14 protein-coding genes and 2 pseudogenes are annotated in these 14364 nt (G+C 68.7%); 9 read left to right on the top strand and 7 right to left on the bottom strand.

Annotation, left to right across the window (positions count from 1 at the left end; translation table 11 throughout):
* Positions 1–96 precede the first annotated feature (96 nt).
* The gene (mshA, locus tag OO68_RS30120; RefSeq protein WP_033312317.1) at positions 97–1434 is read left to right on the top strand and encodes a D-inositol-3-phosphate glycosyltransferase; all 1338 of its coding nucleotides are present in this window, start codon (positions 97–99) and stop codon (positions 1432–1434) included.
* A complete protein-coding gene (locus OO68_RS30115; RefSeq protein ID WP_033312316.1) occupies positions 1427–1936 on the top strand; it encodes a type III secretion system chaperone family protein in 510 nt (169 codons plus the stop codon). Before mshA ends, OO68_RS30115 begins: the two co-directional genes overlap by 8 nt.
* Here OO68_RS30115 and OO68_RS30110 read toward each other — a convergent pair.
* Positions 1914–2735, bottom strand: a complete 822-nt coding sequence (locus OO68_RS30110) for a helix-turn-helix transcriptional regulator (RefSeq protein WP_033312315.1) — start codon at positions 2733–2735, stop codon at positions 1914–1916. The two genes, OO68_RS30115 and OO68_RS30110, sit on opposite strands and share 23 nt — an antisense overlap.
* A gap of 49 nt (positions 2736–2784) precedes the next feature.
* Here OO68_RS30110 and OO68_RS30105 point away from each other — a divergent pair, with 49 nt between their 5' ends.
* From OO68_RS30105 to OO68_RS30095, 3 genes are all read left to right on the top strand, one after another.
* Positions 2785–3231 carry a DUF2000 domain-containing protein gene (locus tag OO68_RS30105; RefSeq protein WP_033312314.1) on the top strand — a complete coding sequence of 149 codons (447 nt, stop codon included), beginning with the start codon at positions 2785–2787 and terminating at the stop codon, positions 3229–3231.
* Between the two features lie 69 nt (positions 3232–3300).
* Entirely contained in the window at positions 3301–4026 is a 726-nt protein-coding gene (locus OO68_RS30100) for a YqeB family protein (protein WP_033312313.1), read from the top strand.
* A 65-nt stretch (positions 4027–4091) separates the two neighbouring features.
* A complete protein-coding gene (locus OO68_RS30095; protein WP_033312312.1) occupies positions 4092–5078 on the top strand; it encodes a hypothetical protein in 987 nt (328 codons plus the stop codon).
* Positions 5079–5088: 10 nt separating this feature from the next.
* On the opposite strand, the gene OO68_RS30090 is transcribed toward OO68_RS30095, so the two are convergent.
* Entirely contained in the window at positions 5089–5508 is a 420-nt protein-coding gene (locus OO68_RS30090) for a nuclear transport factor 2 family protein (RefSeq protein ID WP_033312311.1), read from the bottom strand.
* Between the two features lie 121 nt (positions 5509–5629).
* Here OO68_RS30090 and OO68_RS30085 point away from each other — a divergent pair, with 121 nt between their 5' ends.
* Positions 5630–5965, top strand: a complete 336-nt coding sequence (locus OO68_RS30085) for a DUF6233 domain-containing protein (protein WP_033312310.1) — start codon at positions 5630–5632, stop codon at positions 5963–5965.
* Positions 5966–6242: 277 nt separating this feature from the next.
* Here the strand turns inward: OO68_RS30085 and OO68_RS30080 are convergent, their stop codons facing one another.
* Both OO68_RS30080 and OO68_RS30075 read right to left on the bottom strand, forming a co-directional pair.
* Positions 6243–6815 (bottom strand): GNAT family N-acetyltransferase, encoded by a 573-nt coding sequence (locus tag OO68_RS30080; RefSeq protein ID WP_033312309.1) that lies wholly within the window; start codon positions 6813–6815, stop codon positions 6243–6245.
* Positions 6812–8128 (bottom strand): MDR family MFS transporter, encoded by a 1317-nt coding sequence (locus tag OO68_RS30075; protein ID WP_051814855.1) that lies wholly within the window; start codon positions 8126–8128, stop codon positions 6812–6814. Before OO68_RS30075 ends, OO68_RS30080 begins: the two co-directional genes overlap by 4 nt.
* Before the next feature lie 158 nt (positions 8129–8286).
* Here OO68_RS30075 and OO68_RS30070 point away from each other — a divergent pair, with 158 nt between their 5' ends.
* The gene (locus tag OO68_RS30070) at positions 8287–9048 is read left to right on the top strand and encodes a phosphoglyceromutase (protein ID WP_033312308.1); all 762 of its coding nucleotides are present in this window, start codon (positions 8287–8289) and stop codon (positions 9046–9048) included.
* Between the two features lie 103 nt (positions 9049–9151).
* On the opposite strand, the gene OO68_RS30065 is transcribed toward OO68_RS30070, so the two are convergent.
* Positions 9152–9427 (bottom strand): ribosomal protein L7/L12, encoded by a 276-nt coding sequence (locus tag OO68_RS30065; RefSeq protein ID WP_033312416.1) that lies wholly within the window; start codon positions 9425–9427, stop codon positions 9152–9154.
* Between the two features lie 40 nt (positions 9428–9467).
* A pseudogene (locus OO68_RS30060) lies at positions 9468–10106 on the bottom strand (tyrosine-type recombinase/integrase); the annotation flags it as partial.
* A gap of 689 nt (positions 10107–10795) precedes the next feature.
* Here OO68_RS30060 and OO68_RS46370 point away from each other — a divergent pair.
* Both OO68_RS46370 and OO68_RS46365 read left to right on the top strand, forming a co-directional pair.
* Positions 10796–11812 (top strand): hypothetical protein, encoded by a 1017-nt coding sequence (locus OO68_RS46370; protein WP_157852765.1) that lies wholly within the window; start codon positions 10796–10798, stop codon positions 11810–11812.
* Positions 11813–12030: 218 nt separating this feature from the next.
* Entirely contained in the window at positions 12031–13218 is a 1188-nt protein-coding gene (locus OO68_RS46365) for a hypothetical protein (RefSeq protein ID WP_157852764.1), read from the top strand.
* A 746-nt stretch (positions 13219–13964) separates the two neighbouring features.
* Here the strand turns inward: OO68_RS46365 and OO68_RS30055 are convergent.
* Positions 13965–14303, bottom strand: a pseudogene (locus OO68_RS30055) (tyrosine-type recombinase/integrase); the annotation flags it as partial.
* Positions 14304–14364: the final 61 nt, after the last annotated feature.

The following is a 14364-nucleotide window of genomic DNA, read 5'->3' as shown; positions in this document are numbered from 1 at the left end:
AATCGGGAAATGGAGCACCTGCTTCCAGTGTTGGACTCCGTCGGAGGGCAGCGGGCGCCCTGCGGTAGGCATGCCCCGAGCGAGGAGGAACGCCACGTGAGCCAGTACATCGGCAGGCTCGGCCGGCGCTCCGCGTCGTCGTCCCCGCGCCTCCGGCTGCACCGCAAGCCCCGCCGCGTCGCCATGCTCTCCGTGCACACCTCCCCGCTCCACCAGCCGGGCACCGGCGACGCCGGCGGCATGAACGTCTACATCGTGGAGCTGGCCCAGCGCCTCGCCGCGCACGGCGTCGAGGTCGAGATCTTCACGCGCGCGACCGCCGCGGCCCTCCCCCCGACCGTCGAGCTGGCCCCCGGCGTCCTCGTCCGGCACGTCGACGCCGGCCCCTACGAGGGCCTCAACAAGGAGGACCTCCCCGCCCAGCTGTGCGCCTTCACCCACGGCGTCATGCAGGCCTGGGCCCACCACCGCCCCGGCCACTACGACCTGGTCCACTCCCACTACTGGCTCTCCGGCCACGTCGGCTGGCTCGCCGCCCAGCGCTGGGGCGTCCCCCTCGTGCACGCCATGCACACCATGGCCAAGGTCAAGAACGCCAACCTGGCCGACGGCGACACCCCCGAGCCCGCCGCCCGCGTCATCGGCGAGACCCAGATCGTCGCCGCCGCCGACCGGCTCATCGCCAACACCACCGAAGAGGCCGACGAACTGGTCCGGCACTACGCGGCCGACACCGACAAGGTCGCCGTGGTCCACCCCGGCGTGAACCTCAGCCGCTTCTCGCCCGCCGACGGCCGCGCCGCCGCCCGGGCCCGCCTCGGCCTGCCCCAGGACGCGCTGATCCCGCTCTTCGCGGGCCGCATCCAGCCCCTGAAGGCCCCGGACGTGCTGCTGCGCGCCGTCGCCGTCCTCCTCGACCGGCGTCCCGAACTGCGCTCGCGCATCCTCGTGCCCGTCGTCGGCGGCCCCTCCGGCAGCGGCCTCGCCAAGCCGGAGGGCCTGCAGAAGCTCGCCGCCCGCCTGGGCATCGCCGACGTCGTACGGTTCCGCCCGCCGGTCGGCCAGGAGCAGCTGGCGGACTGGTTCCGCGCCGCCTCCGTGCTGGTCATGCCCTCCTACAGCGAGTCCTTCGGCCTGGTGGCCATAGAGGCGCAGGCGGCCGGCACCCCGGTGCTCGCGGCGTCGGTGGGCGGCCTGCCGGTCGCCGTGCGCGACGGGCACACCGGCTTCCTCGTCCAGGGCCACGACCCGGCCGAGTACGCGCGCGTGCTGGGCGACTTCGCCGACGACCCGCAGCTGGTGCCCCGGCTCGGCGGGCAGGCCGCCCGGCACGCCCAGTCCTTCGGCTGGGACACGGCGGCCGCCGCCACGGCGGACGTCTACACGGCCGCGATGCAGGCCCACCGCCGTCGCGTACGCTCGCTGCATGGGTGAAACCGATCAGGAACAGCGCGCGGCCCAGGTCATCGAGGGAGCGCTGAAGGACGCCGACCTGGAGTGGGAGAGCCCCCGGCCCGGCACCTACGTCGCCCAGCTCCCCGGCACCCGCAAGCTCAAGACGACCGTCTCCCTGATCGTCGGCCGCCACTCCCTGTCGCTGAACGCCTTCGTCATCCGCCACCCCGACGAGAACGAACAGGGCGTCCACCGCTGGCTCCTGGAACGCAACCTCAAGCTCTACGGCGTGAGTTACGCCGTCGACCAGCACGGCGACGTCTACGTCACCGGCCGGCTCTCCCTGCCGGCCGTCACCGCCGACGAGCTCGACCGGCTGCTCGGCCAGGTCCTGGAGGCGTCCGACGGCGCCTTCAACACCCTGCTGGAGCTGGGCTTCGCCTCGGCGATCCGCAAGGAGTACGAGTGGCGGGTGTCGCGGGGGGAGTCCACGCGCAACCTGGACGCCTTCGCGCACCTCACCCAGCGCCCCGAGCGCTAACCCCCCGGCCCGCCCGGTAACGCCCCGGCGGCACCCCCACCAACTTCCGGAAGTGCCGGGTGAGGTGCGACTGGTCGTAGAAGCCGGCCGCCACCGCCGCGTCGCCCGGTGAGCGCCCCTCCAGGAGCAGCCGCCGGGCGCGCCCCACGCGCAGGGACGTCAGGTACTGGTGCGGGGCGATGCCGTAGGCCGCGCTGAACGCCCGTACGAGATGGGCGGGATGGGCGCCGAGCAGCCCGGCGGCCTCCCGCAGGGCGACGCCCTCGACGATCCGCTCGTCCAGCAACTCCCGCAGCCGCCGTGCCAGAACGGGATCGGCCGGCCGCGGGGCAGCGGGGTCGCAGCGCAGGTGCCCGCGCAACCGCTCCCCGACGAACAACAGCCTGCTCTCGGCCTCCAGTTCCTCACCGGGCCGCCCCAGCGCGCCGTGCAACTGCCCCACGCGGCGCCGCAGCAGCGGATCGCGCAGATCGGGCCGGTCGACGGCGGCCCCGATGAACTCGTTGCCGAGATGCGTCGCGTCGAGGTACAGCACCCGCTTGCGGAAGCCCTCCGGGGTGACGGGGGAGCCGTTGTGCGGCACGTGCGGCGGCAGCAGCGACACGGTGTCGTGCGGGGTGCCGTGCTCGTGCCGGTCGAGGTCGTACCGCACGGCGCCGGTGTCGACGATCAGCAGCGTCCAGGCGTCATGGACGTGCATCGGATACGCGTACTCGGTGAACCGCGCGTGGAAGACCTCGACGACACCCGGGACGGCGGGCCGCCAGGCGGAGACGATCCGGGCGGGCTGGGAGGCCATGCAAAGAACGTACAAGACCTCGACGGGGACCGCCCGGCACGCTCGGATCATGAACACGAGCACCGAACCCCCGCGCCCGGAGCCGGTCCGCTTCGACACGAAGATCGCCGTGCTGCTGCGCGCGGACCTGGAGCCCTGGCAGCGCCTCAACGTGACGTCGTTCCTGGTCAGCGGCCTGGGCACGCAGCTTCCCGAGGTGATCGGCGAACCGTACGAGGACGCGGACGGCGTGCCCTACCTGCCCATGTTCCGCCAGCCGGTCATGGTCTTCGAGGCCACCAAGGAAACCCTGGCCACCGCCCACGCCCGGGCCCTGACCCGCGCCCTGCCCCGCGCGGTCTTCACCTCCGACCTCTTCGCCACGGGCAACGACCGCGACAACCGCGCGGCCGTACGGGCGGTGCCGACGGCGGCTCTGGACCTGGTCGGCCTCGCGGTCCACGGCCCGAGGAACGCGGTGGACAAGGTGGTCAAGGGAGCGCGGATGCACCCCTGAAACCAAAGTCGGCCCCCCGTAGACCAACGGCTGATGACAGGGCGGACGGCTCCTCAGGAGACTGGCCGCATGGAGGAAGCCAGGAACGTTTCCATGGGCAAGAAGAGCCCCCGGACGCGGGCGGAGGGGGCGACGGAACTCGCCGAATCGGCCTGGGCCATCGTGCTCTTCTGCGTCGCCTGCGGTGCCGTGGCCGGCGCGCTGCTCCCGCTCCTCGCCCGCTGGCTGCTCACCCTGCCGTGGGCGCCGCTCGAAGGCCCGGCCGAACTGCTGACCTCGGTCCCGGAACCCGCCCTCACCCTCGGCACGATCGCGGTGGGCGTCCTCGGTGGCCTGCTGCTCGGCTTCACGGCGGTGCACGAGTCGCTGTCGGTCGGCATCTCCGGCACCCGGGTGACCCTGACCATCAGGGACGGCTCCCGGGCGTTCACCCGCGAGGAGATCTCCGTACTCTTCCGGGACGGCAAGCAACTCGTCCTGCTCGGCCCGGACGGCATGGAACTGGCCAGGGAGCACTGCGGCCTGCCCTGGCGGCGCCTCGCGGACGCCCTGAGGGAACACGGATACGCGTGGGCGGAGGAGGACCCCTACCGCGCCGAGTTCCGCCGCTGGGTCCCCGGCACCCCCGGCCTGCCCCCGGGCGCGGACGCCCTGCTGCGGGCCCGCGCGCAGGCCCGCAAGCACGAGGACGACGCCAAGGATGCCCGGGAGTTGCGTGACGAGCTGCTGCGCCTGGGGGTGGTCGTACGGGACGAGGAGAAGCGGCAGTACTGGCGGCTGGTACGCCGGGACTGAGGTTCACGGCGCCGGCCCGCGCCGCCGGCACCGGCGGCTAGAATCCGCGCGGAGGTCCCGTGACAGTGACCCGCGTACCTGGCCCGGCCACAGCGCTCGCGGTGCTCGTCGCCATGGTGTCGGTCGCAGGATGTGCCGACCGGGCCCCCGACGCGTCGTCGGACCGGAGCCCGGCAGGATCGGCACTCCGAGCGGCCCTTCACCTCGACGAGGACGACGGCCGCGTGGTGGTCCCCGGCGGCCCGCCGGTCCCCTTCCGTGTCTCCCTGGAGGGCCGCCTCACCGACACCCAGGCGGCACAGCGCGTACTGGGGCTCTACGTCGGCGTGATCCCCGACCGGCTCCAGGTCCGGGAAGACGGCGGGTGGCACGACGTCCCGCTCCAGTGGACCAACGAGCAGGACGACAACGGCGAGTTCGCCGCCGTACTGCCGCTCGCGCACCGCGGCAGAGCCCGAACGCAGTTCGCGTTCCGGCTGTTCACCGCGGACAGGGAGCGCGACTCCACGGCGGCCGGACTCTCCGCCGTACGCATCGCCGCGCAGCCGGCCCGGAAGGGCTGGACACCCGGCGCTCACCCGGAGGCGTCGGCGCCGCGGGTCCGCCTGCCGGTCGACCCCACGCACCTCACCATCGAAGCCCCGAACCTGCCCAGGGCGGCCAAGGGGGGCCCACCCGTGGAGTGGAAGGTGCGCGTGCGCAACGCGGCTGGCACCCGCACCCGCTCCGGCCTGCGCATCGCCGTCACTCTGAGCCCCGGAGACGCCCACCGGCCCGTCAGCCGCTTTCCCTGGTCGATCGGCGTGGACGGCCGGTGGACCGATCTGACGGGCCGGACGCACGCCGTGACGGACGAGTTCACGCTCCCGCCCGGCCGGTCCCGCACCGTCCGCGTCCGCATCGCGCTGCCGCCCGGGGCAGCAACGAACAGCCTCGAAGCCGGCGCGGTCCTGTCCGCGGCGGTCACGGCCCCCTGGTGGCCGTCCGACCCTGACGAACCCTCGGGCATCTCCGGCGACCCGGCGTCCACGAACGTCCTGGCCCAGCGGTAGGGCGGCGCTGTCACGGGGTGCAGGCCTCGGCGATCGACAGGCTGTTCTCGTAGAGGTGGTGCCGGGTGATGCGCCCGTCCTCGACGGTGAGCCGCAGCGCGAAGGGCCCCTCGAAGGACTTGCCCGTCGCGCGTACGGTCCCCGAGAGGTGTCCCATCAGCACGGCGTCGGCGCCGTCGACGAGAAAGGCGTCGACGGACGCACGGGCGTCCTCCGGCACCGTGTACTCCATCAACTCGGCGCCCTGCGCGGCACATTCGGCGCCCGTGGACCGCGGCCGGATCCATGGCACGGCCGGATTCTCGGCGAGCACCCAGTCGACCTCGTCGGCGAAGAGCGCGGTGAGCCCCTCGGTGTCGCCGGCGAGCCGGAGTGCGAGGAATCTCTGGACGGTGAGACGGGTGGCTTCCGCGATGTCGGTGGATGTCATGGGCCCAGCCTGCCGGGGCGTCGGCGGTGCGTCGATGACCTCGGAGGTAAGGGGTGCCGCCGCGGGTGGTGGTCCGGGGTGGGGGTGGGCCGGAGGCGGCGTCGAACTTAGAATCGAACGCATGAACGATCCAGAGTCGCGGCTCGCGCTGCTCCGCTTCCTGGAGCGCGTGCAGGAACGCGACCTGGCCCGCACCCGGCGGTGGATCGCTGACGAGGAACGCCGCCAGGCCGAACGCCGGCACGGTCTCCTCGCCCGGCCGCCCACGCCGGACTGGCTGATCGAGCGCGGCCTGTCCGGACAGGAATCCGTGTACGTGCACGTCGGCGGCTGCTGGAACGCGGGCCGGCGCAGCAAGGGCGTCGACCGTGACCACGCCCGGCGGGCCCTGGCCGAAGGGATCAAGGCCTGCCCGCAGTGCAGGCCGGACACGGAGCTCGGCTTCGTGGACGGGTAGAACGGCCGTGCTCGCGCGGGGGCGGCGCCGGAGCACCTGCTCCGTTGTCGGTGCCCGGGGCTAGGGTCGCAAGCGCGCGGCCGGCTTCCGGGGGTTCCAGCTCTGCAGGGAATGGTTGCTATCCCCGATCTGTCCGGGGGCGGCCCGGAGAAGTCGTCCGGGACCCAACCGACGGTCGGGCTTCGTCGATGGCCAGGAGGAGACCTGCCAGCGCCGGCCGCGCAGCACACCGCTGCGGGCGCGAGGGGTGAAGCGGGAGGTCAGGAGGGTGCCGCCGTCATGGCGAGGAGTGGTACTCCTCCCGCGTGAGGGTCATGACCCGGACCGGCTGCCCATGGGCGGGGACCCGCGTGGTGCGGTCGTACGTCATCCCGAGCTTGGTCATGACGCGGAGCGAGGCGTGGTTGTCGACGTGGCAGATGCTGACGACACGTTCCAGGCGGGGCTCACTCTCCGCCTCACCGAAGGCGAACGCCAGGACCTCGCGTGCGGCTTCCGTGGCGTAGCCGCGGCCCCAGGACCGGCGCCGCAGCCGCCATCCGATCTCCACCGCCGGCATGACCTCGGGGAGGAAGGCCGGAACGGCCAGCCCCACCCAGCCCACCAGTTCGCCGGTCGCGGTCTCCTCGGCGGCGAAGAGGCCGTAGCCGTGCTCGTCCCAGGTTGCGCGCACCCGGCCCACCCGGCCCAGCACCGCGGCGGTCCGCTCACGGGTACCGGTCGAGCCGTCACCGATGTACCGCATGACGTCCGGGTCCGCGTCCATCTCCGCGAGCGCGTCCAGGTCCGCCTCGGTCCACTGACGCAGCCGCAGGCGTTCGGTGCGACGCTCGGGGTGCCGTGCGGTCACGGTGTCCCGCTCCTTCGTGTGTCCCCGCCGGGCCCGGCCGGCAGCGCCCGGAGCCCGTCCGCCGCCTCCGCTCCCGCTCCCGCCTCCGCCACTGCCTTCTCCCCGTCCTCGGCGACCCGCCGCATCAGCACGGCGTACCCCGCCCCGGCCACCGTCCCGAGCACCGCGCAGGACCCCCACAGCCACTCCGCCCCGAACCGGTCGATGACGAACCCGGACAGCAGCGGGGCGACGAGGGCGGCCACGGACCAGGACATCGTGTACATGCCCTGGTAGCGGCCGCGTCCGTGCACCGGGGACAGCCGCACGACGAGGCCCGTCTGCGTGGGCGCGTTGACGATCTCCGCAAGGGTCCACACGCACACGGTGAGCGCGATGACCCCCACCGAGCCCGCGAACGCGGTGAGGGCGAAGCCGTACCCCGCGAGGACGGACGAGACGACCAGCAGCCGACCGGGATCCCGGTGCTCGATGAAGCGGGTGACGGGGATCTGGAGGACGACGATCAGCACGCCGTTCACGGCGATCGCCATGCCGTACTCGGCCGGAGTGAAACCGGCCTCGCCCATCGCCACCGGCAGCCCGACCGACCCCTGCTGGAATATCAGCGCGATCAGGAAGGACAGCCCGACGACGCTCATGAACCGCCCGTCACGCAGGACGGTGCCCAGGCTCACGGACTCCTCCAGAGCGGCGGTCCGCACCGTCGGCTCGGCGGGCTTGGACTCCGGCAGCCGCAGGAAGACGAGGATCGCGCAGGCCATCGTCATCCCCGCCTCGATCAGGAACCCGGCGCGGTAGCTGACCTCGGCGATGAACCCGGCCGCCATGGAGGAGACGGCGAAGCCGAGGTTGATGGCCCAGTAGTTGAGGGAGAAGGCACGGATCCGGTCCTCGGGCCGGACGATGTCCGCCATCATCGCCTGCACGGCGGGCCGCGAGGCGTTGCTCGCCATGCCCACCAGGAAGGCGACACCGGCGATCGCGACCGGGTCGTGCACGAACCCCAGCAGCGCCACCGACACGGCGGTCGAGGCCTGCGCGATCAGCAGCGTCGGCCGCCGGCCCAGCCGGTCCGCCATCACCCCGCCGCCCAGCGAGGAGAGCACCCCGCCGAGCCCGTGCAGGGCGGCGACCAGACCGGCGTACGTGGCGGAGTAGCCGCGGTCGAGGGTCAGGTACAGCGCCATGAAGGTGGCGACGAAGGCACCGAGCCGGTTGACCAGCGTGCTGGTCCACAGCCACCAGAACTCGCGGGGCAGACCCGAGACCGTCTCCCGGACGGCACGTCGGGCACGCAGGACGTACGGCATGGATCCCCCCGGAGACGACAAGGTGTAAGCAGCGCTGGTGGTACGCGCAAATTACAAGCGGCCGGTTGACGGGGGCCACTCAATTAACAGATCCAGTCAAACGTCCGCCTGCCGGGCAGCCACGCGAACGGGCGAAAGCGTGGATTACGCTCTGAGGCATGGCCGACGCACCGTACAAGCTGATCCTCCTCCGCCACGGCGAGAGCGAGTGGAACGCGAAGAACCTGTTCACCGGCTGGGTGGACGTCAATCTCAACGAGAAGGGCGAGAAGGAGGCAGTCCGCGGTGGCGAGCTCCTGAAGGACGCCGATCTCCTCCCCGACGTGGTCCACACGTCCCTCCAGAAGCGCGCGATCCGCACGGCCCAGCTCGCGCTGGAGTCCGCGGACCGCCACTGGATCCCGGTCCACCGCTCGTGGCGCCTGAACGAGCGCCACTACGGCGCCCTCCAGGGCAAGGACAAGGCCCAGACGCTCGCCGAGTTCGGCGAGGAGCAGTTCATGCTGTGGCGCCGGTCCTACGACACCCCGCCCCCGCCGCTCGACGTCGACGCCGAGTACTCCCAGTTCTCCGACGCGCGCTACGCGACCCTCCCGCCGGAGCTGCGCCCCCGCACGGAGTGCCTGAAGGACGTCGTCGTCCGCATGCTCCCGTACTGGTTCGACGCGATCGTCCCCGACCTGCTGACCGGCCGCACGGTCCTGGTCGCGGCCCACGGCAACTCGCTCCGCGCCCTGGTCAAGCACCTGGACGGCATCTCCGACGCGGACATCGCCGGCCTCAACATCCCCACGGGCATCCCGCTCTCCTACGAGCTCGACGCCGACTTCAAGCCCCTGAACCCGGGCGGCACCTACCTGGACCCCGAGGCGGCGGCAGCGGCCATCGAGGCGGTCAAGAACCAGGGCAAGAAGAAGTAAGCAGAGCTGATCAAGGCCCCTACCTGCGGTTTCTCCGCTGGCAGGGGCCTTGTTGCTGCGGTGGGGCCGTCTGTGGGCCGTCAGCTGCTTGGTCGGGCCGTGCTCAGTGCCTGGGGAAGCCCGGCTCCGGCTGTTCCCTCGCTTCTGCTCGTGCTCCCACGTCATGCAGGGCCGTGACGGCTTCCTCAGCGTCTTCCTGAGGCACGCCGACGAGGATCACGGCTGGGATCTGTGTTGCAAGGACCTTGCTGCGCCAGAGGCTCAGTCCCGTAAGTCGACGAACGACCTGAACGACGTCCAGCACACGGACGCCGGTGTCAGTGAGCACTACGTCATGGGGCACGTCGTCGCACACCAGCGAGACGTACTCGTCTGCCATCGCCACTCCCGCCCCTCTCCGTATCGGAGCGTACGAGCCCTCAACCGCCATGTCGCGTCGGTTTGGCTGCTTCGAAGATGGAGGCCACGGCCTTACGAGTGCGCTCCTGGCTCGACGGCATGAGGTGCGCGTATACGCGGAGTGTCAGGCCGGGGTCCGAGTGGCCGAGGTACTCGGCGAGGGCCTTGATGTTCTCCCCAGCGTCCAGAAGCACCGAGGCGTAGAAGTGGCGGAGCGCGTGCATGCCGTTCTCGCGGGACTCGGCGTAGGACTCTCCCGGCTTCCGCTCGGGGATCACCCCGGCCGACGCCAGCGCCCGCTTCCACACTTCCTCGTTGAGCGACGTCCGCCAGACATGACCGCCACGCGGACCGGTGAAGATCAGCTGCTTGGTCACCGGAGGCCCGTCCGCCACCTTCCACGGCAAGGTGATCTCCACCGGCGGGAACCGCTTCATGTGGTCCCGGAGGGCATCAGCGACCGGACCGGGCAGCGGCACGTCCCGCAGCTTGCCACCCTTGGGCGGGGCGAACACGGGCTTGCTGCGGCTCAGCTTGAGCTGCCGGACCACGTGGAGCGTGCCCGACGCGAAGTCGATCGCGTCGACGGCGATGCCAAGGATCTCCCCCTGGCGGAGACCGCAGCCGCCGCCCAGGTCGACCATGGCTTGGTACCGCTCATTCAAGTGCGGCTCGCTCCGCTCCCCGCTCGCGGCCCGGCCCCCGGCCGGGCCTGCGCTCCAGTCTCCGCCCCGCTCCAGCCCGGCCGGCGCCCGTGCCGCGCGATGGCAAACGGCCGCTTGCTGTCAGAGAAGGGGCACGTCGTGGTTGGGGAGGCCGGCTCCACGGCTTACGCAGCCGCTTTTGCGCGAGTTTCGAAGATCGTGGCCCCAACATCGTGCTTTACCAGGCAGATCCTGCCCGAGGCGCCGAGAACTTACGGGACCATGATCACTCGCGCAAAAGCGGCTCCACCCAAAGCCGCTCCGCCAACCTTGCTGTAGCCGCCCTTGGTGCGACCGGCCGTAGTTCAATAGAGTGATCAGCCGACAAATGCGCATACTGCAGTCCTATGCGACGGAACAGTTATAATATGCGGCGCGTATTCACCCAAACGGGCTCTACACCCAATCGTCTAAATCGAATGGCGTTTCTGTTCCTAGCCGTGGTCTCGTCGTGCCTACTAACCAGCGCCTGGGACACGTTCCCAAGAGGGTACGCACCGAGATCGACCATCGAATCACATGCGCGCACGCCTCAGCAAACACCCAATGTCACTGTGACCCTCTTGGGTGCTCAAGGAATGACGGACCGCTCACCATGCGAACTCACAGCTGTAGCAAAAAATCTGTCAGCGCAAACTGTCAATATGCAACTCTCCGTTTACGCCGGGCATCACGAGGCATGGATCGCAGCGAAGCCCAGTGCACTAGAGAAGAAGCCCAGGAAAAAGGCATTGAGATTGGAAATCGCCCCGGGGAGTGTAACTCTCTCTTACATTAACGTGCAGGCTAAGTACCCTGTACGGCGGGGAAAATCCGCCGTGGTGGTGAGCGCCACCCCCGTCGATGCCAAGTCGAACAAAACCATCGGAGCCCCTACTGCAGTTGCAACCCGTGAGATTAATGTAGATCTAGCAGGAAACAATCTGCTGACTGGAACGCTAGCCGGCGTCGGTGCAGCTGCGGCTATTGTGATTCCGGGGATCTTCGCATTGGCAGCCTGGCTCCAGATTTGGGTTTACGACCGACGTCGGCTGGGGCTAGAGGGCAAGAACGCCGCCGAGACAATTTGGGAAGACAAGTGGATGCTTCTATTTGCGGTGATTATTTCCTTTCTTGCCGCCTGGATCTACGATCTCACATCCGGTCGCGACCTGCTAGACGCCTACACCCTGCTTGATTTGCTTTGGGTTACCCTGATGGCTTCCCTGGGTGGCGGCGCACTGTCTTGGTTGTCTCTCGTCGCGTATCGATGGAAGAGGCCGCGGATCGTAAGAAGTAGTGAAATCCGTGAAGTTCTACGCGCCGCCGAAAAGTACAATACGAGGGTCGAACGGGATGTGTATGCCGCGCCCAACGACGAGAAAGGCGTTCTCTTGCATCGAGAACGGGGGAACATCGCGATCCTGATTCCGCCGATTGAATTCACTGGCCCGGATGCCTTGTGGGAAGCATCCAAGGCAAGTGATTTCAACATGAAGAATGCGATTGATGCTGTAGGCAAAGAAACCAGCAGCGATCCCTTCAATGGCACATACGCTGTTGATCAAGAGGTGAATTGGGTACGGGCACCTGTCGCGGTTGTGGACCCGCAGCCGGCTTCGGAGCCAGCCTCACAAAAGATCATTTACTACGGGAGTCGACCTGAGGGAGACGAAGAATGATCGACTGCAAGAAGAACCGGCACCGCGCCGATTGCGCGGTGCCGGTCGGGCTCTCCGACCTCGTAGCCGGGCAGAGCGGTGATGCCAGGTAGAACCATAGGCCCGGTGAAAGAGCACATAAGTCCGTATACCGCACGTCGCGCTACTCCCGCGAACGTGCACCCAGCTGATGTCACCACCACAATTATACGACGGAGTCTTCGAGAGAGGAGCCTGCGATGGCCGATGCGCAGAGGGAGGCGGCGGTCTCGGTCCGTCACCTCAGGGTCTCCTACGTGACGGCTCGCATCCACGACAAAGTGGATCTTGAACTCAGACGCCCGGCGGCTTTCGTCAGCCGCCTGTGCGATCTTCAGCCAATCAGTGGTCTTCAAGTTGGGCTTCCTTTCCGCGTGCCCGTTGAGAAGCGAGATCCGGCTTGGCAGTTTTGGTCCCACGTGGCAGAGAAACCGAAATTGCGCCCCCCTGCCGATTTTCACGACACTGCGACTAGTCGTGCCCAGGCGGAGCAGCTCCGCAAACACCTGGTGCCGCTGCGCCATGAGGCAGGGCTTGAGATCAATGTCGGGGATGACGTACCAGAGATCGTGAAGTCCGGTTTGGAGGTGTTTCTCCATCCCTTTGGTTGGACACCCCTTGCTACGGTCAGTTTGAAATGGCCGCAACCCATCCCGGTTATGGACGCTATTCAGGCTCTTAATGCGCTCGAGAGCCATGAATCCGCCATAGTCTCTTTGGGCGGGGCGAGACGGCGGGTGTCTCTAGCAGCTGCGGTCGACGTTGCAGCTGATTTGTTGTCTGATCGACTCGTTACCGACGAGGACGACACGGGCTGGTCCATGGATACAGCTTACCGACTAGCCACGGTCATTGAGGGTAGTCCGAACAGCAACCCCGCAATGCCGGAGGCAGGAGAAGCTCTTCATTTGGCGCTGAATTCCCTGGCGTGTGGTGAGGAGCCGCCGCTTCCGCCGCAGGAGGCTCTCCTGCCTCAGTACCGGAAAGACTCAAATCGATTTGCATGGAGCCCCACCAACCTCGTCTTCATGCTCGGATGTGGCACTTCTGTGGTGCTCCCCGAAGCTCTTTCCAAGCACCCCCACGGCCTCGCAGAAAGTGCCGCTGAAAGACACCGCCGTCTTGCCCTCCATCTCTCGTACCTCGCTGCCGCTACTGGGCTCATCCGGTCAATCCCTGCCACCGGTGGAGCGGACGACCTGCGGGACTGGGCTAGGCATGCAAGTTTCTCCCTGGGGCGTCACTTTGCTCCAAAGCCAGCAGACACACGCTTTTGGGGCCTTGAGACTCGCGCCTTCCTGGATAAGACAGATGCTCAAGGTGATGTTCAGCGGCTACGGAAGAAGCCGCTGAATCCGCTGCACGGGCTACCAAGCGAGTATCCTTAGACGTCCCAAGCCGCTTTTCTGTTTTTCGGCGGGTGTGCGCTCTCACTGTGCTTCTCCCCACTGGGCTTCACCTTGGCGGCCTCCAGCAGAGAAGTACAGCAACCACCCCGTCCGCAGCCAACCATCAAGAGCCTTCGGCGGACGACTGACGCTCCCAGGTGATCTCAGTGGCTGGCAGGCGAGATTTCGGGACGAAGAGGTCGTGCCAAACGTGTGCCAGATCGTACGGAGAACCGCAGGAAGCCAAGGAGCCCGCCTAGTGGGAGTCGACACCCCTCCGCCGCAGGTCAGCCCCGTGACAAGCCCTAGATCACCTGAGCTTCCCAAGCTGAGGGCTCGGCCGGCCGCCGTCGTCAGGCGCTGGTCGTCGACACAGGCAGCATGGCTGAGGCCGGTGGGGGTGCAGCGAGGCACACGCGTGCGTGATCGGTTGGCGCACCCGCCGTCGTGGCGGACTGTCCTCGGCGGAGGTTCAGACGGGACTCATCCTTGGTGCCGACCGTCAGTCGAGCGCGGCGATGCTGGGCCGTCTCTGGGCCGTCCGAGGCTGCTCGACAGTGCCCAACGACGACCAACGAGGACCACCAGGCGCACGAGCCCACCGCCCCTGACCAGCAAAGACCCAGCTCACCAAGATTCTCGGCAAGACCCAGGGCAAGAAGAAGTAGGTTCTGTGATCATGCCCCTGAGCTGCGCACACGGCGCGACTCAGGGGCCTTTTCATGCCGTGGCACCTCCCTGGAATCTCAGTCCGTGTGATCTTGCGGCCGGAGAGGCTGCCCGAGAGCCTTCCGGGCCCGCTCTCGGCTGCTCGGCATGAGGTGGGCGTACACCTTCAGCGTCAGCCCTGGGTCCGAGTGACCGAGGTACTCCGCGAGGGCCTTGATGCTCTCTCCGGCGTCCAGGAGCACGGACGCGTAGAAGTGCCGGAGCGCGTGCATGCCGTGCTCGCGGGCGGCGGCGTGCACGCGGCTCTTGGCCTTCGGGATGACGCCCGCCTTGGCGAGAGCGGGCTTCCAGAGGTCTTCGTTCAGTGACGTACGCCAGACGTGCCCCCCGTTGGGGCCCGTGAAGATGAGCCGCCGCTGACGCACCCCGATACGGGGGAAGGCGCGCAGCTTGAGCCCCGCGCTGCAAGCCGCCGAG

Origin of the sequence: Streptomyces iakyrus, from assembly GCF_000717055.1 — a bacterium.
Taxonomy (GTDB): Bacteria; Actinomycetota; Actinomycetes; order Streptomycetales; family Streptomycetaceae; genus Streptomyces; species Streptomyces iakyrus.
This window is presented reverse-complemented; position numbering and strand designations above follow the sequence as displayed.

Bases quoted from the DNA above. Each gene is read 5' to 3' on its own strand.
- OO68_RS30100 (WP_033312313.1), top strand. From the start codon at position 3,301: ATGGAGGAAGCCAGGAACGTTTCCATGGGCAAGAAGAGCCCCCGGACG.
- OO68_RS30105 (WP_033312314.1), top strand. From the start codon at position 2,785: ATGAACACGAGCACCGAACCCCCGCGCCCGGAGCCGGTCCGCTTCGAC.
- OO68_RS30085 (WP_033312310.1), top strand. From the start codon at position 5,630: ATGAACGATCCAGAGTCGCGGCTCGCGCTGCTCCGCTTCCTGGAGCGC.
- OO68_RS30090 (WP_033312311.1), bottom strand. From the start codon at position 5,508: ATGACATCCACCGACATCGCGGAAGCCACCCGTCTCACCGTCCAGAGA.
- OO68_RS30115 (WP_033312316.1), top strand. From the start codon at position 1,427: ATGGGTGAAACCGATCAGGAACAGCGCGCGGCCCAGGTCATCGAGGGA.
- OO68_RS30070 (WP_033312308.1), top strand. From the start codon at position 8,287: ATGGCCGACGCACCGTACAAGCTGATCCTCCTCCGCCACGGCGAGAGC.
- OO68_RS30065 (WP_033312416.1), bottom strand. From the start codon at position 9,427: ATGGCAGACGAGTACGTCTCGCTGGTGTGCGACGACGTGCCCCATGAC.
- OO68_RS30075 (WP_051814855.1), bottom strand. From the start codon at position 8,128: ATGCCGTACGTCCTGCGTGCCCGACGTGCCGTCCGGGAGACGGTCTCG.
- OO68_RS46370 (WP_157852765.1), top strand. From the start codon at position 10,796: ATGCAACTCTCCGTTTACGCCGGGCATCACGAGGCATGGATCGCAGCG.
- OO68_RS46365 (WP_157852764.1), top strand. From the start codon at position 12,031: ATGGCCGATGCGCAGAGGGAGGCGGCGGTCTCGGTCCGTCACCTCAGG.
- OO68_RS30110 (WP_033312315.1), bottom strand. From the start codon at position 2,735: ATGGCCTCCCAGCCCGCCCGGATCGTCTCCGCCTGGCGGCCCGCCGTC.